Source organism: Microcoleus sp. S1D4 (assembly GCF_036700765.1).
GTDB lineage: Bacteria > Cyanobacteriota > Cyanobacteriia > Cyanobacteriales > Microcoleaceae > Microcoleus.
The window spans coordinates 15,999-35,336 of record NZ_JAUBPP010000025.1; the positions used below are offsets into that span (position 1 = coordinate 15,999).

The 19,338-nt window shown below is 44.3% G+C and carries 21 protein-coding genes; 13 read left to right on the top strand and 8 right to left on the bottom strand.

The window, feature by feature from the left end:
• The first annotated feature begins 212 nt into the window (after positions 1 to 212).
• On the top strand, positions 213 to 560 hold the full coding sequence (locus QT998_RS22180; RefSeq protein ID WP_333117854.1) for a DUF2442 domain-containing protein: 348 nt from the start codon (positions 213 to 215) through the stop codon (positions 558 to 560).
• 104 nt (positions 561 to 664) lie between these two features.
• Here the strand turns inward: QT998_RS22180 and QT998_RS22185 are convergent, their stop codons facing one another.
• Positions 665 to 1,363 carry a pirin family protein gene (locus QT998_RS22185; protein ID WP_333117856.1) on the bottom strand — a complete coding sequence of 233 codons (699 nt, stop codon included), beginning with the start codon at positions 1,361 to 1,363 and terminating at the stop codon, positions 665 to 667.
• Positions 1,364 to 1,585: 222 nt separating this feature from the next.
• Between QT998_RS22185 and QT998_RS22190 the strand changes: the two genes are divergently transcribed.
• Positions 1,586 to 1,918 carry a winged helix-turn-helix transcriptional regulator gene (locus QT998_RS22190; protein WP_333117857.1) on the top strand — a complete coding sequence of 111 codons (333 nt, stop codon included), beginning with the start codon at positions 1,586 to 1,588 and terminating at the stop codon, positions 1,916 to 1,918.
• Positions 1,919 to 2,176: 258 nt separating this feature from the next.
• A complete protein-coding gene (locus QT998_RS22195; RefSeq protein WP_194009387.1) occupies positions 2,177 to 2,575 on the top strand; it encodes a DUF4112 domain-containing protein in 399 nt (132 codons plus the stop codon).
• 631 nt (positions 2,576 to 3,206) lie between these two features.
• Here QT998_RS22195 and QT998_RS22200 read toward each other — a convergent pair.
• Entirely contained in the window at positions 3,207 to 4,232 is a 1,026-nt protein-coding gene (locus tag QT998_RS22200; protein ID WP_333117859.1) for a threonine aldolase family protein, read from the bottom strand.
• 71 nt (positions 4,233 to 4,303) lie between these two features.
• On the opposite strand from QT998_RS22200, the gene QT998_RS22205 reads away from it, so the two are divergent.
• The 5 genes from QT998_RS22205 to QT998_RS22225 all read left to right on the top strand — a co-directional run bounded on the left by QT998_RS22205 (position 4,304) and on the right by QT998_RS22225 (position 8,644).
• Entirely contained in the window at positions 4,304 to 4,516 is a 213-nt protein-coding gene (locus QT998_RS22205; RefSeq protein WP_333117860.1) for a DUF2997 domain-containing protein, read from the top strand.
• Positions 4,517 to 4,527: 11 nt separating this feature from the next.
• Positions 4,528 to 5,310, top strand: a complete 783-nt coding sequence (locus tag QT998_RS22210; RefSeq protein ID WP_333218152.1) for an XRE family transcriptional regulator — start codon at positions 4,528 to 4,530, stop codon at positions 5,308 to 5,310.
• A 20-nt stretch (positions 5,311 to 5,330) separates the two neighbouring features.
• The gene (locus QT998_RS22215) at positions 5,331 to 6,929 is read left to right on the top strand and encodes an Hsp70 family protein (protein ID WP_333093301.1); all 1,599 of its coding nucleotides are present in this window, start codon (positions 5,331 to 5,333) and stop codon (positions 6,927 to 6,929) included.
• Between the two features lie 105 nt (positions 6,930 to 7,034).
• On the top strand, positions 7,035 to 7,889 hold the full coding sequence (locus QT998_RS22220) for an HIT family protein (protein ID WP_333117863.1): 855 nt from the start codon (positions 7,035 to 7,037) through the stop codon (positions 7,887 to 7,889).
• Between the two features lie 185 nt (positions 7,890 to 8,074).
• Positions 8,075 to 8,644, top strand: coding sequence for a hypothetical protein (locus QT998_RS22225; RefSeq protein ID WP_333117864.1), 570 nt, complete (start codon positions 8,075 to 8,077; stop codon positions 8,642 to 8,644).
• Between the two features lie 110 nt (positions 8,645 to 8,754).
• Here the strand turns inward: QT998_RS22225 and QT998_RS22230 are convergent, their stop codons facing one another.
• Positions 8,755 to 8,877 (bottom strand): hypothetical protein, encoded by a 123-nt coding sequence (locus QT998_RS22230; protein WP_333117866.1) that lies wholly within the window; start codon positions 8,875 to 8,877, stop codon positions 8,755 to 8,757.
• Positions 8,878 to 8,928: 51 nt separating this feature from the next.
• On the opposite strand from QT998_RS22230, the gene ilvA reads away from it, so the two are divergent.
• Positions 8,929 to 10,440: a threonine ammonia-lyase, biosynthetic gene (ilvA, locus tag QT998_RS22235; protein ID WP_333117868.1), complete on the top strand. Its 1,512-nt coding sequence runs from the start codon at positions 8,929 to 8,931 to the stop codon at positions 10,438 to 10,440.
• A 33-nt stretch (positions 10,441 to 10,473) separates the two neighbouring features.
• A complete protein-coding gene (locus tag QT998_RS22240) occupies positions 10,474 to 11,682 on the top strand; it encodes a hypothetical protein (RefSeq protein ID WP_333117870.1) in 1,209 nt (402 codons plus the stop codon).
• Positions 11,683 to 11,766: 84 nt separating this feature from the next.
• Here QT998_RS22240 and QT998_RS22245 read toward each other — a convergent pair whose 3' ends face one another.
• The 4 genes from QT998_RS22245 to QT998_RS22260 form a co-directional block, all read right to left on the bottom strand.
• Positions 11,767 to 11,904: a hypothetical protein gene (locus QT998_RS22245; protein WP_333093307.1), complete on the bottom strand. Its 138-nt coding sequence runs from the start codon at positions 11,902 to 11,904 to the stop codon at positions 11,767 to 11,769.
• Between the two features lie 85 nt (positions 11,905 to 11,989).
• Positions 11,990 to 12,307, bottom strand: coding sequence for a hypothetical protein (locus tag QT998_RS22250; protein WP_333117872.1), 318 nt, complete (start codon positions 12,305 to 12,307; stop codon positions 11,990 to 11,992).
• 5 nt (positions 12,308 to 12,312) lie between these two features.
• Positions 12,313 to 12,528, bottom strand: a complete 216-nt coding sequence (locus QT998_RS22255; protein ID WP_333117873.1) for a hypothetical protein — start codon at positions 12,526 to 12,528, stop codon at positions 12,313 to 12,315.
• Positions 12,529 to 12,590: 62 nt separating this feature from the next.
• Entirely contained in the window at positions 12,591 to 12,731 is a 141-nt protein-coding gene (locus tag QT998_RS22260; protein ID WP_333117874.1) for a hypothetical protein, read from the bottom strand.
• 830 nt (positions 12,732 to 13,561) lie between these two features.
• Here QT998_RS22260 and QT998_RS22265 point away from each other — a divergent pair.
• Positions 13,562 to 14,023, top strand: a complete 462-nt coding sequence (locus QT998_RS22265; RefSeq protein ID WP_333117876.1) for a DUF2127 domain-containing protein — start codon at positions 13,562 to 13,564, stop codon at positions 14,021 to 14,023.
• Between the two features lie 342 nt (positions 14,024 to 14,365).
• Here the strand turns inward: QT998_RS22265 and QT998_RS22270 are convergent, their stop codons facing one another.
• Positions 14,366 to 15,847 carry a SulP family inorganic anion transporter gene (locus QT998_RS22270; protein WP_333117878.1) on the bottom strand — a complete coding sequence of 494 codons (1,482 nt, stop codon included), beginning with the start codon at positions 15,845 to 15,847 and terminating at the stop codon, positions 14,366 to 14,368.
• An 862-nt stretch (positions 15,848 to 16,709) separates the two neighbouring features.
• Here QT998_RS22270 and QT998_RS22275 point away from each other — a divergent pair.
• Both QT998_RS22275 and QT998_RS22280 read left to right on the top strand, forming a co-directional pair.
• Positions 16,710 to 18,257 carry a serine/threonine protein kinase gene (locus QT998_RS22275; RefSeq protein ID WP_333117880.1) on the top strand — a complete coding sequence of 516 codons (1,548 nt, stop codon included), beginning with the start codon at positions 16,710 to 16,712 and terminating at the stop codon, positions 18,255 to 18,257.
• A 644-nt stretch (positions 18,258 to 18,901) separates the two neighbouring features.
• Positions 18,902 to 19,237, top strand: a complete 336-nt coding sequence (locus QT998_RS22280; protein ID WP_333093314.1) for a DUF6825 family protein — start codon at positions 18,902 to 18,904, stop codon at positions 19,235 to 19,237.
• Positions 19,238 to 19,338: the final 101 nt, after the last annotated feature.

Below are 19,338 nucleotides of genomic sequence, written 5' to 3' on the forward strand. Positions count from 1 at the left end.
GTTTAAGAACTGACGCACCTGAAAGCTAGTGCGTCAGTTCGTACAATGGCAAACAAGCCTCTCAACTTCGTACTGACTTCGTACTGACTAGAGCTTTTAGTGGATAATTGAAAGTTTAAGAACTGACGCACCTGAAAGCTAGTGCGTCAGTTCGTACAATGGCAAACAAGCCTCTCAACTTCGTACTGACGCACCCTACAACTTGACTTATAATGACATTTAGAAACTGTGAAAAAGAGTTAACTGAGGAAAATATCCGAGTTCAAATAGCAAAAGCCAAAGAAGCATGGAAAAACGCTGAGGATACAGAACCACGCGCCGAATCCGTGCAGTATAACCAGTCCGAAGATTTAATAGTTATCAAACTGAAAAACGGTGCAATTTTTTGTTTTCCTCCCAAGCTGGCACAAGGCTTAGAAGGTGCTTCACCAGAACAGCTTGCTGATGTTTGGCTGCCGCCTTCTGGCAGCAGCGTACACTGGGAAAGCTTAGATATTGATTTTGGCATTCCCGAACTGGTAGCAGGTATTTTTGGGACAAAATCTTGGATGGCTGATTAATTTCTTAGTCCGCGAAGGCGGACTTCGTTTTTGTAGTAGCGGTTTCAACCGCCGAGTAATTTCAAATCCCCGACTCCAATAAATCGGGGATTTCGCCTTAAATATCATGCCAAATCAAACAGCAAAAATTCCGCATCTTCCGCCGCTTCAATCACCAACTCAGCCTCATCGCTAACCGCCGCACCGTCACCTTTTCCTAAACTCAAACCGTTGAGCAAAACAGCGCCGCGAGCAACTTGCACCCAAGCATGGCGATTTGGCTGCAAAGTATGAGAAACCTGCGAATTTTTATCCAAAACCGCCGCATACAAATCGACATCTTGATGCACTTTCACCGCACCATCTCTCGCATCGCGCGCCGCCACAAGCCGCAGTTGTCCGCGCCTTTCGGCTAGGGGAAATTCCCGTTGTTCGTAACTCGGTTGCAAGTCATTTGTATCTGGTAACAGCCAAATTTGTAGCAAATGAACAGGCTCTGTTTGCGAGTGATTGAACTCGCTGTGCTGGATGCCAGTACCTGCACTCATCCGCTGCACTTCGCCAGGTTTGATTGCTGCACCGGTTCCCAAACTGTCTTTGTGTTCTAGTGCTCCTTCCAGTACATAGGTGATAATTTCCATGTCCTTATGTCCGTGAGTTCCGAAACCTTTACCCGGGCTAATCACATCCTCATTAATTACCCGCAACGAGCGAAAATTCATAGAATTGCGATCGTAATAATCGGCAAACGAAAATGTGTGGTAACTGTCCAACCAACCGCGATTAGCGTGTCCTCTTGCTTCACTTTTTTTGACAGTAATCATTTTCTGCATCCTCCTGTAATTTGAGATTATAGATTTGAGATTGAGTAATTGGGAATGACTGAGGTCGCTCGTAGTTACGAGTACGGGCTTGGACTTCCCTTCTTTGACGGAACTCGTATCAGTGAACTGTATCGGTGTTTCTGAGATATTTCTACTTTAAACCTAGTCAAGCTATTATGGAAAGTACGCACTTAAAAGTGCCATACTTACCAAAAAGATACTATGCAAGTCAAAGAAGGAAGTATTGAGAGAGCAAATTGCCCGGTAGAAAGAACTTTAGAGGTGATTGGCGGGCGGTGGAAAGTCTTAATTCTGCGGGAACTGTTTGAAGGAGTGAAGCGTTTTAACGAGCTGCAACGGGCTGTCAACGGCATTACGCAGAAAATGCTGACGCAGCAATTGCGGGAGATGGAGTCAGACGGGATTGTGCACCGGGAAATTTACCTGCAAGTTCCGCCGAAAGTTGAATATTCGCTTACACCTTTGGGCACAAGCCTCAAACCGATTATTGATACGATGCACGAATGGGGAATTAAGCATATTAACTATAGTTAAGTGCGATCGTATCTGCTTACTTCCTAATTCCATACCCCAATTATATCGTGTCTGATAAAATAACCGTTATCAAGTTTGTAGTAAGGAAATTAGTCATCTAAGTTTGAAAAGAACTAAAGTCCTCACTGCTAACCTGTTTTATTGTAGTCCTGGCTGTGCAGGGATGAATCCCGCTGGTTTAGTCTGTTCTGTCAGGGTAATGGTTTTTTCCGTCTTCCGACTGATGTCGCTTTTTGTAGTTAGCCTAAAAATAATAATATGAACAAAATAGAGCGTCTCGCCACCCTCAACCGCATTCGCAAACTCAGCCGCCTGATGGATACCGCCATTGGCATCCCCGGCACTAAATTTCGCATTGGTTTAGACCCCCTTATCGGTTTAGTTCCGGGTGCTGGGGATCTCGTAGATACCGCGTTTTCCGCATACCTAATTTATTTAGCCACTCAATTCAAAATCCCGCCCAAAACCCTCGGAAAAATGATTTACAATATCAGTTTAGAGGCCGTCGTGGGTTCAGTACCTTTAATCGGAGATATATTCGATGCTTTTTATAAATCCAACATGAGAAATTTGGCGCTTTTAGAAGCACATATCGAAGTAGAGGAACCGGAATTAGTTGCGGTTGCAGAACCTCTTCCTAAATCGATTAAATTGTAGGGGCGAGTTCACGAATCATCTCTAACTCTCACCAACAATTTCAAAAATCCGCCTCCCACCAAACGATAAATTTAAACCTAAAATGTTCCCATAAAACCGTAGTTCAAGATATTAGTTGTAGGGTGCGTCAGTAGAAGTCGAGAGGCTTGTTTTAAATTGCAGGAACTGACGCACTCCCTAGCTTTCAGATGCGTGATATCGTTTCCGGTTGCATCGGAATGATTTAACCACAGAGAACACAGAGAACACAGAGAGGTCAGAGAGAAATGAATAATTCCGATGCTAACGGAATTGATATGATATAGCCTTTCAAGCGAAAGATGAGGTACTATCCGGGATAGGGCATAGGGCTATCCTCACTTTTGTGATAACCGCTATATCAAATCCTCTCTATTCACTCTTAATATCATAAAGAATGCAACCGGAATTGGTGTCAGTTCTTGAACTCTCAATTATCTCTTAAAAACTAACTCTAGCTGACAGAACCTACTAACTACTAATCTGTTTGTACTGTTTGAGATTATTGGTTAGCCCGCCTCCTACCGAATTGTCAAAATCTGTCAAAGCGGATTTACCGAAATATTTATTATTATAAAAAACCTCAATTAACCCGGCATTACCCAACTATAATTTATGCAGAATAGCGTTTAATAGCTTTCACTAAAGCAATAATATCTTCTTCTTTAGTATTAAAAGCCGTTACCAGTCGGACAGTAGATTTATCCCACCGATAAAACAGAAAACCCTCAGCTAAAACTGCTGTAATTACTGATTCGGGAATCTGCATAAAAATTTCGTTGGCTTCGACAGGGTGGCAAAACTTCACTTTTTCAACTCCTGCCAAATCTGCGGCTAATTTAGCAGCCATTTTATTAGCATGAGCCGCATTTTTTAGCCACAGATTATCGGTTATGTATGCTTCTAACTGCGCCGACAAAAATCGCATTTTGGAAAACAAATGCCCGCTGCGCTTGCGGTAAAAAGGAAAAGTTTCTGCCAATTTTTGATTGAAAAATACTACTGCTTCGGCAGCCATTGCTCCGTTTTTGGTCGCTCCAAATGATAGGATATCCACCCCGGCGCGCCAAGTAATATCTGCAGGAGAACAGCCCAAACTGGCAACAGCGTTAGCAAAGCGAGCACCATCCATGTGCAGGTGCAAATTGTGGCTGCGAACAATCTCGGAAATGCGGGCAATTTCCCCTGGATGGTAGACTGTGCCGGCTTCTGTGGCTTGTGTGATACTGACGGCGGCGGGCTGTACGTGGTGGACGATACCTGCACCAGCGCGATCGACTATTTCACCTAAAGTCTCTGCCTCTATTTTAGCATGATTTCCTGTTAGTGTTACTAACTTTGCACCGCCTGTAAAAAACTCCGGCGCGCCGCATTCATCCAGATTAATATGAGATTGGGCGTGACAGTAAACAGCGCCGTAGGTCGGAGTCATCATCGCCAGGGCTAGAGCATTAGCAGCGGAACCGGTTGCTACGGGAAAAACTGTCACCGATGTCTCGAACAAATCGGAAAATTTAACTTGCAAACGTTCTGTATATTCATCGTCTCCGTAAGACATCACTGCACCGCAATTCGCCGCTGCAATCGCGGTCATAATTTCCTGCGAAACCCCGGTGGCATTGTCGCTACAAAAATTCATTTGAATAATTGGTAAACAGCATCTATAATATAAATCAACAGTCAAAATTTAAGTATTAAAGCAAGAGAACTATGGCAGAGTACCGCCAAATAGAATACCGCATCGGCAAAGACGGTAAAATTACCGAAACCGTCCTCAACGCCACTGGTGCAAGCTGTACTGAAACCACCGCCGGAATTGAAAAAGCTCTGGGAAAAATAGAATCTCAAGAGTTGCTACCAGAATACTATCAAGGCGAAGAAAATTCTATCGCCGAACAAACGCAGACGTTAAAACAAGTTTAGAAAAATTAACTATGTTTTATTTCCTGGGCGTAACAATTGAGACAACAACAGTGCCTGCCTTTAGTATGGCGCTAGCTGTGGGGGGCATTTTTCTAATTTTAGTTTACCTTTATGCTGCATCGGAGGCCGGAGATGCGATCGAGTTTAAGTACGATACCATTCTGCGGGAACGCATGAATCAGCTAGAGATTCTCGATTGGCAAGACTTGGGCGAGAAAGCCGGCTTAAGTCGCTTCGGGGTGCGCTTAGTGCGACAGGGAGACGTGGGAAAACTCACGCTAGACCAACTGAGGCGGCTGGCAACAGTGCTGAATTTGAATTTCCCAGAATTCGATCGCACTCTTAGCGCGCTGCCCGTATCGGCGACAATCACCACTAATCCCAACGAAATTGAAGAATTGAGACAGCAGTGTTTCCGGCTGCGAGAAGAATTGCAGCAGCAAAAAACTCAACTAACTGCCGATTTTCGCCGCGCCACCTTTGAACAGTTGCAAACTTTGTTAATTACCTATCCCGCCGCCCGCAAAATGGCAGAAGCCAAGCCGAATATGCGCGCAAAAAATCTCTCCGCTTTGTTTACGCCCTTAGAAAATCTCTTGTCGAGTTGGGATTTTGAAACCATTGGTTCAGCTTGGGAACAAGTGACTTACAATCCGCAGTTGCACCAGCCGGATGTTAAAGATATAACAGAAGGAGAATTAGTTTATATTCGGTTTGTCGGCTATCGGAATGGAGAGCAAATTCTTACTCCTGCTAAAGTTAGCCGTACCCTGCCAGCGGCTATACACACTTAAATTTAAAATCTAAAATTTACATGGTTGCAATCGCAATTGACTTCGGGACTAGCAACACGGTTGTTTGCATTCTCAACCCGGACACGCAAACACCGGAAACTTTGAGATTAGGCGAAATTTCACGCATTTTCAAAACAAAGAATTCGAGCGGAGATGTCCGAGAAATACCTGTAGTCCCGACTTTGGTGTTTGTGAAAAATGGAGGAGAGTTGGTATTGGGAGAAAAAGTGCTGTCTCAGCGTTTGGGACAATCGCAGCCAGAACGTTTTTTCAAAGCTTTTAAACGCGATTTGGCCGCCGACTTTCAGCCGCCAGCCCGCAATATCGACGGCGAAACCTACACGCCTGAATCAGTAGCAGAACAATTTATAATAAGTATCTGGAAACAATTATCCGAGCAAAATATACAGCCAGATAAAGTAATTTTTACAGTCCCAGTCGGAGCATTTGAGCGATATCTGGATTGGTTTCGCGACTTGGCAGAATTGCTCGGAGTCTCGGAAGTTCAGCTAATCGATGAATCTACAGCCGCCGCCCTGGGATATGCAGTTAAACGTCCCGGTTCTCTAGTTTTAGTAGTCGATTTTGGCGGCGGAACTTTAGACTTAAGTTTGGTTCGCATGGCCCCTCATTTTTCATCAAAAAATAGCCAATCTCAAAGTTCAAATTTAATGCGGGCCGAAGTCTTAGCAAAATCCGATGCTTATGTTGGTGGCGAAGATATTGATATCTGGATTGTCGAAGATTATTTGCGGCAAATTGGTTCGTCACGGGCCGAAGTTGGCGGGGTGGGTTGGCAAAATTTATTAGAAATAGCGGAAAAGTTAAAAATTCAACTTTCTCAAGTTAATGACGCGAAGGAAAGTTGGTTTGACGATGAAAATTTTATGTCTTATGATTTGCAGCTAAACCGAGACCAACTTGAGGAAATTTTGGAATATCGGCAGTTATTGGAACAATTGCGGGAATGTTTAGATGAAGTGTTGAGCATTGCGCTCGAAAAAGGTATCGCTAAAGCAGATATAGAGCAAGTTTTACTGGTAGGAGGAACTTCGCTAATTCCGGCTGTGTCTAATTTAGTTATTTCATATTTTGGGCGGCAAAAAGTTAAAATAGATAAGCCTTTTGAAGCTGTGGCGCATGGTGCTTTAGCTTTGACACAATTGGCGACTGTTGACGATTATTTGCGGCACAGCTATGCAATTCGCCTTTGGGAACCTTACGCTAAAGCTTATGCTTATTCGCCGATTTTTAGTAAAGAAATGAAGTATCCTTGTGAAAATTCCGATGAGTTAACCTTACAAGTAGCCATTGAAGGACAAAGGGAAATTCGCTTGGATATTGGCGAAGTTGCGGAGGTGTCGCAAGCGGAGGTTGTGTTTAACGAAAAAGGGCAAATGACGAGCAGTTTGCTCAACAAACACACGGATTTTCGCTCTTTGGAAAGCCACCATCAGGAGGTTTGTGTGGCGCATTTGGATCCGCCTGGGGTGTTGGGAATTGATAGGGTTTCGGTGAGTTTTGAGGTGGATGAAAGGCGGGTTTTGTTGGCGACGGTGCGGGATTTGGTGACTGGTGAGGTGTTGGTGGCTAAAGGGGCGATCGCCAAACTGCAATAATGATACAATTTTTAGATAGGATTTGGCGATTCAAATCGCTTCTTGTCAAACTTTCGTCCCCGGCGCAGACTGAATAATATCGATTTAAATCAAATTTATTTCGTGATGAAAAAACAACAAAATAAATTCAGCCACCTGACGGCAATCGAAAGAATTTACTTGTCATTTCCAGCCAGATTTTTATTGGATAAAAACTTGCTGCAAGGGAAAGTCTTAGACTTTGGTTGCGGCTTCGGCAGCGATGTTAAATTGTTGCAGCAAAAAGGCTTTGATATTGCGGGTTATGACCCTTATTATTTCCCAAATTTTCCAAAACACAAATTCGATATTATCTTTTGCTTTTATGTTTTGAATGTTTTATTTCCTGAAGATCAAGCTAATGTGTTGATGGAAGTGTCGCATTTGTTGAAACCGGGAGGCAAAGCTTATTTTGCAGTGAGAAGAGATCTCAAAAAAGAAGGCTTTCGAGAACATTACGTGCACAAAAAACCTACCTATCAGTGTATTGTCAAACTTCCGTTTAAGTCAATTCACCTAGATGAGTCTTGCGAAATTTACGAATACGTACATTACAACTATCAAAGAAACTCAACTAATCACTGCGTATTCTGCAATCCCTACAAAAATCTAACTTTACTAACTGAATCGGCAACAGCTTATGCAATATTTGACGGTTATCCTGCCAGCCAAGGTCATGTTTTAATTATCCCCAAGCGCCATATTGCTAATTATTTTGAGTTGCCTTTTCGAGAACAATCTGCTTGCTGGTTTATGGCGAATAAGGTGCAAGAGATGTTAATAAAAGAGTTTCAGCCTGACGGTTTTAATGTGGGTATCAATATTAATAAAGATGCGGGGCAAAGTCGCAGTCACGCTGCTATTCATGTGATTCCGCGCTACAGGGGCGATGCGGGGAAGAAAGGCGGGATTAGGTATGTGATTCCCAAGAGTGAAAAATAAAAGTTAGCCAATTGTGAAATGGATTTTTTACCGCAGAGGCGCAGAGAACACAGAGGAATAGAGAGGAGAGCAATTCATAATTTTTGTAAGGATTGTTAAAATTGAGCAAAGGGCGAGCAAAATAGGGTTAAAATATGTTTGCCAAGTCTCAAACTACAGATTAGCAGTAATTTGGTGTTCTGTTTATGTCTAAGCGCAAAAAGCAAGAATGGCTCAAGGAAACTCTAGAGCTTAAAGAAAACCACAATTGGACGTCACAGCCGGGAACTCGCATTTTTGTAGCAGGAAGAGGTGCTGTTCGGTTTGATGTCCCCGAAGATTGGCATTTTGAACCTGATACTAATTCCTTCCGATTTACGGATAAGAAACCGCCGGATGATGATTGTCGTTTGGAGGTTTCATTTAATTTGTTACCTCCTGGCAATTGGGGAGAATTTCCTCTTGTGCCGCTATTACAGAAGATTGTTGAAGATGATACCAGAAATCCGATCGCTTTTGGGGAAATTATTCAATTGAAGCGGCAAACTGCCCGCATTGTGTGGACTGAATTTAAGTTTATTGACCCTCCCGAACAGCGGGAAGCTTATTCGCGAATCTGTATTGGATTGGGTTCTAATGTTCAGTGTTTGATTACTTTTGATTATTGGGTTGATGATGCGGAACGTTTGACTCCTGTCTGGGATACGGTGATGGATTCGTTAGTTTTGGGCTTGTTTATTAGTGACCCTCGAACGGGTTTCGCACGGCCTGATTAGGTTTTGGCAAATGGCAAGTGTCAGCACTAGGTATCATCTGGATCGTCGCCTCGCGATCGCTCTCTTTGTTCTGCTTTTAGGGGCGATCGCACTTCCGGTACATCAAGCTTTTAATTGGCAATCAAATTATTAGTCAAGTAAATCGGTTCTCCCGATCGCCCGTTAGCGAAGCCCGCCCCTACGGGGGCTACGCCAACGAAAAAGATCGCCAATTCCCCGCACAATGCTAACATAAATGCCCTACAATTATCCCACCATCCGGCATCAACCAACTTGTTAACCCCATGCTTTGCGATTACCTAGTCCAAATCCTCACCGCCCGCGTCTACGATGTTGCTCAAGAAACACCCCTAGAAATAGCCCCCAATTTATCAGAGCGGCTCAACAATAAACTGCTGCTGAAACGAGAGGATATGCAGTCTGTGTTTTCCTTTAAGCTGCGGGGTGCGTACAACAAAATGGCGCAACTGTCGCCGGATTTGCTAGCACAAGGTGTCATTGCAGCTTCCGCCGGCAACCACGCCCAAGGAGTCGCTCTCGCCGCCCGCCACTTGGGAACTCGCGCGATTATCGTGATGCCTGTAACAACGCCGCAGGTGAAGATAAATGCGGTGATAGCGCGGGGTGGAGAGGTGGTTCTGCAGGGGGATACCTACGATGATGCTTACGCTTTTGCGCGCCAATTAGAGGCGGAAAAAAACTTAACTTTTATTCACCCTTTTGACGATCCGCACGTAATTGCGGGACAGGGTACGATCGGCATGGAAATTCTGCGGCAACATCAAAAACCCATCCACGCAATTTTTGTGGCCATTGGCGGCGGTGGATTGATTTCTGGAATTGGGGCATATATCAAGCGGTTGCGGCCGGAAATTAAGATTATTGGGGTTGAACCTGTGGATTCCGACGCGATGAATCAATCGCTAAAAGCTGGTAAACGGGTGCGTTTGTCGCAGGTGGGTTTATTTGCTGACGGTGTTGCTGTGCGGGAAGTTGGGGAGGAAACTTTTCGGCTTTGTCAGCAGTATGTGGATGAGATTATTTTGGTGGGTACGGATGATATTTGCGCGGCGATTAAGGATGTTTTTGAAGATACGCGATCGATCTTAGAACCTGCAGGCGCATTGGCGATCGCAGGTGCAAAAGCTTATGTGGAACGGGAACAAATTGCAGGAGAAACATTAATTGCTGTTGCTTGCGGCGCGAACATGAATTTCGATCGCCTGCGTTTTGTAGCAGAAAGGGCAGAATTTGGCGAACAGCGGGAAGCGATTTTTGCAGTGACAATTCCCGAACAGCCGGGAAGTCTCCGCAGGTTTTGCGAATGTTTGGGAAAGCGCAATTTGACTGAATTTAGTTATCGAATTGCGGATGAAAAAGCAGCCCACATTTTTATTGGGTTGCAAATTATAGACCGTGCTGATGCGATTAAAATAGCTGCAACTTTTGAAAATTGCGGTTTCAAAACTTTGGATTTAACTGATGATGAATTAACAAAATTGCACTTGCGGCACATGGTGGGCGGCCGTTCTTTCCTGGCAAAACATGAACTGTTTTACCGCTTTGAATTTCCCGAACGTCCCGGTGCGTTGATGCAGTTTGTGGGTTCGATGAGTCCTAATTGGAATATCAGCGTTTTTCACTATCGGAATAATGGGGCTGATTACGGGCGAATTGTGGTGGGGATACAGGTACCGCCAGATGAGATGCAGGAATGGCAGGATTTTTTGGATACGCTGGGCTATCAGTATGGGGATGAGAGTCAGAATCCGGCGTACAAGCTGTTTTTGGGATAGTTTGGTTTGTGGTGTGGAAACAAATTAATATTTATGAACGTGTTGAAAAAAATACTGCCGTTTTTTTTGATGATTTTTGCTGTTGCTATTGTGGCAGCAGTTACACATTTTGCGATCGAACAAATTTCCAGCCCAGTCAGTTATTTTCAACCTGTGGATACCAGAGATGGTGCAGAGTTGTACAAAAAAGAACTACCCAACGGAAATCAGGCTTATTTGCAAGTTATTAACGTGCAAAAAATGCAAATAGACCAGCTAATTGGAGAGGTCGATCGGATGGGTTTCAATAAAGGATTGTATTATCAGGGAGAAAAAAAATATTACAGTCCTTTCTTTAAGAGCAAGTTATTCTCTGAAGTTACAGGAGAATACAAAAATCTTTATGGTAATGGTGTTTTTTCCGTGATTAACTGTTCTTTTTTTGAACAATACCAACGCAGCACGCAGCTATCTTTTCCGGTCAAATTCAACGGTCAAGTTATTACTGGCGGTAACAGCATCTACGGCCCAGTCAAGAAACCCAAAGATGGACTATATAAAAATGTTCGATTGAAAGCTTTGGTATGGAATGATCGAGAAGCATATATCACAAATTACGAACCGCAAACCGGAACGCCATTGAATCAAAAAGAAGTACAAAATGCAGTGGTTACTTACGAATATAAGCACCATCCAGCTAAACTATTATCTAAAAATCCTGCAAATAGGTATCACGTCATCGGTACGCTGGACAAAGATGGTCGCAAGGGTAATGAATTGCTGGCAATTATCACAGTTAATGAAGCGACATTAGACGCAGCAGCTAAGTTAATGCGAGAATTCGGAGTGAAAGGAGATATAGTGACGATCGACGGCGGACTCTCAACTTATCTATTTAATCCTAAAATCGGCGAGATTATGTTGCCTAAATCGAATGATATTGCTACTCGCGAACTGCCGCACTATTTAGGATTTAGGAATAGAAAATCTAAGACAGCTTCACCAAAAATATTGGTTGCTAAACCAGCAGGAAAAGTGGAGGTGGAAGCAAATAAACCTTATTTGATTTTGTGGAGAGACAATATTCAGGAAGAGGTCAAGATTGATCTGTATCAAGAGAATAAGTTTGTTCAAAGTATAGCCAACCGCGCGACTAGCGATGGGGTTTATGAATGGAAACCTAAGATTGCTGTAAAATCAGGCTCTTTGATTCGGATTTCAAGTGTTAAAAATGCCAAGGTGTCTGGGGCTTTGCAGTTGTGATTATTGTTGGTCAATAAATATAGTCGCGATCGCAAATTCCGCACATCCTCAATACTGAGTCCGGTTGTTTGACCGATAGTTGCATCATCCAGGCGATCGCGCGGCGGTACAATCTTCCTGACGTTGAAACGATTTGGTAGTTGCGGGCGATCGCACTTTTTTATGGTAAGGGCGATCGATCTGTAGCTGCACACCACATCGCAAATAAATTATAGTGGACATTAACGCTTCAGCTCAATATCGAACTCAAGCCGAGAACGATAAAAGTGAACGTCAAATTCTAAGAAAAAATTTGTCTGTCCCAGAATCAATGATACGCTGTCACTTTTGCCCAAGCAAATACTAATCTTACCGGAGCAAACTCCCCTATTTCAGCCATGAAAAATACTGGCATCGCTGGTTGATTACCAATGTTACCAGCAAGTCGAATAATGGCTTTACTGTCATCCCAAACTAAGCCAAGCTGAGTTCCTATTTGGTAAGGCAATACATTCACGGTTGCACCGCTATCTACTAACCCAACAACTTCGACTCCCTGGTTATTGTGGTGCAGAATCAAGGGAATGCGGGGTAGGCTATCAAACTCATCTTGAGAGGGGTCATTGGTAGAGTATTGGAATCGCATAATACTCAGTTTTCCTTGTGGTTAGCCCGGTTCATTGCCTGCATTAAAGCTGCACCCGCACCAAAATTATCGTATGGGGTTGGCAGGTAGTAAATTTTGTAAGGTTCCAAAGGAAAAGTATCCTCACTGATATCTTCTTCCGCCATTAGAATGCGGATTAACTCTCGTTTCTCGATCGCAGACAGTTGTCTGATGGTAGGGAGGAATTCTGTTAGTGTCATCGGTTGTTTTCCTACGATGCGTCTATGTTAACGCTAGCAGGTCAACGTAGTAATTGCAACTTCTAGGGGAGATACACAAAGATCGCGCGATCGCATTTTAGTAGCGATCGCGCGGCGGTATGATATTCCTGACCTTGAAACGATTGGTAGTTGCGGGCGATCGCACTTTTTTCCGGTAAGGGCGATCGATCTTCGCACACCACAATCTATTCTGGTTTTATCCAACCTTTAACGGTCGCCTTCCCGACATCAGGGCGAACTCATCTAAATTTAATATTAACAAAATCTGGTATATTGGAGAATAATTATTGAACACCTACAAAACATTTAATCAGAGTTCGCCCTGTATGAAACTCAAACCTAAAATCTCCATTGCCGACCATTTTATGATTTATAATATCCAAGAATTTAGCGGACGAAACATCATCAATTAATATAGCGGTTCTCACAAAAGTGAGGTATGCCCTATCCCCTATGCCCTATCCCGGATAGTAACTCATATGAGAGCTTGAAAGGCTATATTATCAAGAACTCAATTTGTGCAGTGATTTGCCGTGCTAATACATGGGTGGATATCAAAAGTTACGGGCGAACCCAACACGAATGATTAAAGAAAATTATAGAATTGCCGATAAGATGCGTTCCCCTTGGATGAGTTCGTAGTGCGGACTAAAGTCCACACTACGAACCTTTTTTGTTACGATAGTAGACCGGAAATGATATTATCTGCGTTCGTCAGTGTTAATCTGCTTAAAATATGCAGCTAACCCATCAATCAAATATTTATCCAACTCAAGCCTAATTTAGAACTTACGGAAAAAAACGGTGGCTGGGATAATTATTGCTCCTGCGAGAGATAGTTGATGAAAAAGCAGATTTTTTGCCCTCGCTAGGGTTTATAAGTGTAATTGACTAAGTGATTTATGGCGCACCCTGCGGAATTTTGATAGGTTAAATCAGTTAAATATCGTAGAATGTTTGTGGATGAACTTCTTCCTGCACAAGCAGAACACAAATTATTGATATTTCAAAAATGTACCTAAAAAAACAGCGTCCTCCTGCTTTAATGGCAATTATCGTTTACAAAACTTTTGTCGCCTCTTTCTTGATATTAACTTCAATAGCTTTGCTTTTTGCCCTAAAAAACCATCAATTTTTGGAGGATTTCTCGGAATCTTATTTTTTAGAAACAAATTTGAAGATAGTTGAAATTTTTCTAGATAAAATTCTTCTTGTCAAATCTAAAACTTTACTTTTTAGTGGACTGGCTGCCGGAGTTTATGCAATTTTAACGGTGTTTGAAGTGGTGGGATTGTGGTACGAAAAAGATTGGGGAACAATCTTAGTATTAGTGCTGGTAGGAATCAGTATTCCGCCAGAAATATATGAGTTATCTCAGGGCTTCACCGTACTTAAGTTATCGGTATTTCTTGGAAATTTAGCCGTGCTGTGGTATCTGCTGCACCATTTGCCGCAGCATGGCAAAAAAGATTAAACTTGAGTTGCACTCAATTTTAATGATTGAATGATCTGCGTCCATAAGTGTTGATCCACTTAAAATCTGCGGTTAACAGTTCGATCGAATATTTATGCAACTCAAGTCTATTAAAGTGGACTCGATTGAGAAGACACTCACTGGATGCGATCGATTCCAGCATCTGCAATAGTAGGCTGATGTCTGGCTCTGTGACATAAGTAGGTCGGCGGGATTAAACTGAACTATGTAATTGTATGTAAACAGCGTCTCCTAGTCATGCTTTCTTGGTATTTTGATACTTGACGATCGTTTGTTTACATAGTTGCATTTGACAGCGCCGACCTATTTAAGCGATTGATTTTAATGTCCTGACATTTCTTTCACCGCATCGGGGCTGTTGTGTATTGCCAATCGATCGATCAATGTGGCACTTGCTTCATTCAACCCAATCAGATCAACCTCTGCACCATTACGGCGGAATTTAATCACTACTCGATCGATCGCCACAACTGCCCCTTGATCCCATAGGTGAGCGTGCCTAAGATCGAGCGTGACGCGATCGACCACTTCTTGGAAATCAAACGCCTCTAAAAAATCATGTACCGACACAAAGAAAATCTGCCCAGCGACGTTATAAGTGCGATGGCTGCCATCAGCACTGAGCGTTTTATCCACAAACACCAACTTAGCAATCTTGCGAGAAAAGAACACCGTGCTCATCACAATTCCCGCGATCACGCCAAGGGCTAAGTTATGAGTTAACACCGTGATCAAAACAGTTGTAATCATCACGGCGGTTTCACTCCGAGGCGTGCGGGAAATATTCTTAATTGATGCCCAGCTAAATGTCCCGATCGACACCATAATCATCACAGCAACCAAGACGGCCATCGGCATTTGCTTGACCCAAGTTCCCAAGACAAGAATGAAAAATAGCAGAAAAACACCCGCAACAAAGGTTGAGAGTCTTCCCCGTCCACCAGACTGAATATTAATCACCGATTGCCCAATCATGGCGCACCCTGCCATCCCGCCAAAGAACCCAGTGATGATATTGGCAATGCCTTGACCCTTAGCTTCCTGGTTTTTATCGCTTGGTGTGTCGGTGAGTTCATCCAGCAGTGAAGCCGTCAGCAGTGATTCCAACAAACCGACGATCGCCAGTGTCAAGGCGTAGGGAAAGATAATCTCCAAGGTTTCCAGATTTAATGGCACTTTTGGTAGAGCAAAAAAGGGCAAAGCACTGGGCAATTCCCCCATATCGCCCACAGTGGGAACCTTGAGTTTAAGGGCGATCGCAGCAACAGTCATCACCACAATTGCCACCAATGACGAAGGCACCGCTTTCGTAAAGCGAGGCAGGATATAGATAATTGCCAGGGAGAGTGCTGTAATCACATATACCGTCACAGGTACGTTAGTTAATTGCGGCAACTGCGCCATGAAAATCAAAATCGCTAGGGCATTGACAAATCCAACCATTACTGCACGGGGCACGTACTTCATCTGTCGCCCCAATTTCAGTACCCCAAACAGAATTTGCAACACTCCAGTCAAAAGAGTAGCTGCGAACAAATACTCCAAGCCGTGATCCTTCACCAACTGGATCATTAACAATGCCATTGCACCTGTGGCTGCTGAAATTAAGCCCGGTCGTCCACCGAAGATTGCCGTCGTCATGGCAATGATAAATGAGGCATACAGTCCTATTTTGGGATCGACACCAGCAATAATTGAAAAGGCGATCGCCTCTGGAATTAGTGCCAAAGCGACCACTGTTCCTGCCAAAATATCAGCTCTCACATTTGAGAACCATTCCCGTTTTAGGACTTGAATATTCAAAAGTTTCTCCTTGATTAGCGATCGACCGAAAAAATAGATCCACGCTCACGGCCTGTGAACGTTACCTACTAGCAAATATTGGATTGTGTTGAATTACTTTCTGAAAAATGCCTATCAGATGCCACACGCCTCTACTGCGTGGGTTCACCACAGACACCATCAACCTACACCGCTCTTAAGGTGGACTAACTGCTAACTTAACGAGTTTCTGACAAACCATCGCTCTCACAATCCCTGCTTTATTCCATTAACCAAGATGAATTTAGGTGTTTCCCCGATTAGGCTGGAATCATGGGTCACATCATATCATCTCTAATGTCTTTGTTTCCAACTTTAGTGAGTTGATCCTTTTTTATTTTTTTAAGTTTAAAATCGAGATTCAGCAATTTTTATTACCATAATATTGATCACAATTAAAATAACAACCTAAATCTTTACAGAAATTTCCTGATTATAAAGATTTGTTAAAATAAAAGGGGGTGAGACCCCTCATCAACTATATTAATAAATAATAGATGCACCCTGATGGCTTTCCCGTTCCACAAGAGCGGGATTTTTATTGGCAAGCTGGGGCCTTAAGTTTCGCAATACCTACTACAGATATAGCCTTTCTGTGCTCTCATATAAGGTACTCTCGTGGGGATAGGCCAAACCGGGCATAGGCCAAACCGGGCATAGGCCAAACCGGGCATACCTCACTTTTGTGAGAACCGCTATAGAATGACGTGGGGATGCAAAGATTTCAAGAGGTTGCAGAGTTCAAGCTACAACAACGGCGCAGATCGATCGCCCCCCTGCGACCTAAACTCTGCGAAATCCCCCAAAAGCGGTAGCATAGTTTGGGAAACGGCATCAACAAAAGATGAACTTAGCGCCAGCAACAGTCCTGCAACAAGGCAAATACAGAGTCAACGCGACTTTAGGCATAGGAGGGTTCGGCATCACTTACCGAGCTATCCATACCCATTTAAACCAAACCGTTGTACTCAAAACCCTCAACGAAAGTCTGCGCCAACACCCAGCATCAGCCCAATTTCAACAGCAGTTTATTGCCGAAGCCCGACGCCTGTCCAGATGTCAGCATTCCAACATCGTCAGAGCAATCGACTTTTTTGAAGAAGCCGGACAGTCTTTTATCGCAATGGACTACATTCCCGGCAAAACTCTCGCCCACATCGTCGAAGCCGGTCAACCGCTGCCAGAAGACCAGGCGCTGCATTATATTCGTCAAATAGCCTCAGCCGTAAGTACAGTTCACCACAGCGGATTGCTGCACCGAGACATCAAACCCGAAAATTTGATCCGGCGAGCCGATTCTCACGTCGTAATGTTGATAGATTTCGGTATTGCTCGCGATTTTATCGCCGGCACTAAATACGCTCAGATTAACTTGCTATCCCCTGGGTACGCGCCGATCGAACAATACCTCTATGACGGTAAATGTACACCGGCCACAGACATTTACGCGATCGCCGCCACCTTTTACTACTTGCTCTCCGGCGTGCCGCCCGTAGCAGCCCCCCTGCGCGATCGAATTCCCCTAGCTTCTTTGCGGCAATTTGTGCCCAACCTCAGCCCCGCCATCGAGCGAGCAATCCTTCAGGGACTCGAAACCGACCCCCAAAAGCGCCCCCAGACAGTGGAAAATTGGCTTACCATGCTGCAAGACACAGAAAGAGTACCAGCAGAAAAAAAAGACAAGCAAAGCCTGAAATTGCCCGCACCTCCCCCGCCTTCATTGACTTTACTGGCGTTTGTCATAACGGCTGTCATTGCAGGCTGGATGGGTTTTGACCTAGCATGGCGCTACAACAGCACCAGTCTCAGCAGCGCCCGATCCACAGCTCAATCCTTCCCATCTCTCGAAGATTTGCTCAAATCCCGCAATTCATCAGGGCCGATGTTCGCACAGCCATCTGTCGAAAGCAGCCCTCTCTACCCCATCGAACTTAACAAGCGCCCCAAACCCACCTCAGACAGCAGCAACCTTCCCGAACCGATCGAACCCGAAGCAGTTAGCACCCCACCTTCAGAGTTGCCAAGCCCCGAAACTCCCGCCCCAGAACCCGAACCAGAGCCTTCAATATCCCCCACGCCCGAACCCGAAGCGCCGCCTTCGGAACCCCCAATTCCCGAGGCTCAAACCCAAATCGAGCCAACACCGCAACCAGCGGCCGCACCGATACCGGAAGTTGCGCCCCTACCGCCGGAACCTCCCAGCTACTCACCTCCCGCACCCACCCCGCCTGCGGTGCCGAGTCCTGAAATTGTGTCGCCGCCATCAGTAGCGTCGCCAACACCGCCAATACCCAGCCAAAATGATACGAATTCCGATAGTTCGATCGCTCCTTACTCGCCTCCCCCTGTGACAGAAACCCCTTTGCCTTTACCAGAACCTACGACAAATTAGTCTGAGACTTGAGCTGCATAAGTCCTCGCTTTTAATACATAAACCGCAGATTCAAGGCAGATGCAATGCGGATAAACGCAGATAATTTTAGATTGTTTGTGAGTGCCACAGGTGTATTATTTTTGTTGGTTAAAGTTGCGGGCGACTACTTGCTTTGATGAATCAGTAAATATCGATGGATTGTTTCTTGAAAATAACGCCTTTGGAGGCAAAGCACCAAACCGCAAAACCTGCTTTCGGAATTTGCTAATCCCCACAACCTCGACTTGACTCGACTGCATATTTCCTATGCCACCTGCGATCGAAATGCCTCTAGAAAAAAAATGTATAAACCTTTGATATTTTTTAGGAATTATGTTAAGATATAGGCACGGGCGCACAAGTTATGTGATGTTTCCTGTTGCGGCTGCCACATCTACTCGGTTGAAAAAGTAGTTAGCAACAACGGTTCTGAAAATCAAATCGATGGTAGAGGTCGCATCCCGGATGACTGGAGTGTCAGTCGATCGCCCGCTCGAAAAAATTTGTTTGTTTCCAGGCAGAGATATTGTCCTGCATCAATTTCCACAATCTTCCTTTGTTTGGAAGCACCATCGAGGATAAGCAAGTTATAATTTGTTGCGGAAGCGTACAGAGATTTTTTTATGAGTAAACCCCCAGTTCATGCTTTTTTTGTAGGCAGAGCAGTTGCTGAAGCACTATACGAGCAATTAGAAAGCGTGGCAACGAACGCTTTTTCTCAACTAGGTAAATTTGACGCGGAACAAAGAGAACGTCTGCGCCAATTTACAGATCGAGTTGTGGAACGCGCTAATCGATCGGCCGAGGAAGCGATGCAAACCAGAACCGGTAATGCAACCACCAGCACTACCATTCAAGACATCCATCCTGCTGAGCTGCAAGTGACTATTGACGAGCTGCGCGCCGAAGTTGCTTTGGTGCGATCGCAATTGCAGCGCTACCGCAGCAGTTTGCCTTAAAAAAGGGCGATCGAACTACTATTTACAACCGCGCGAGCGCAAGACAACGCGCTCCTGCGCTCCAACCTGCCATCAAAGCAACAACATAAAATAAGCAATTT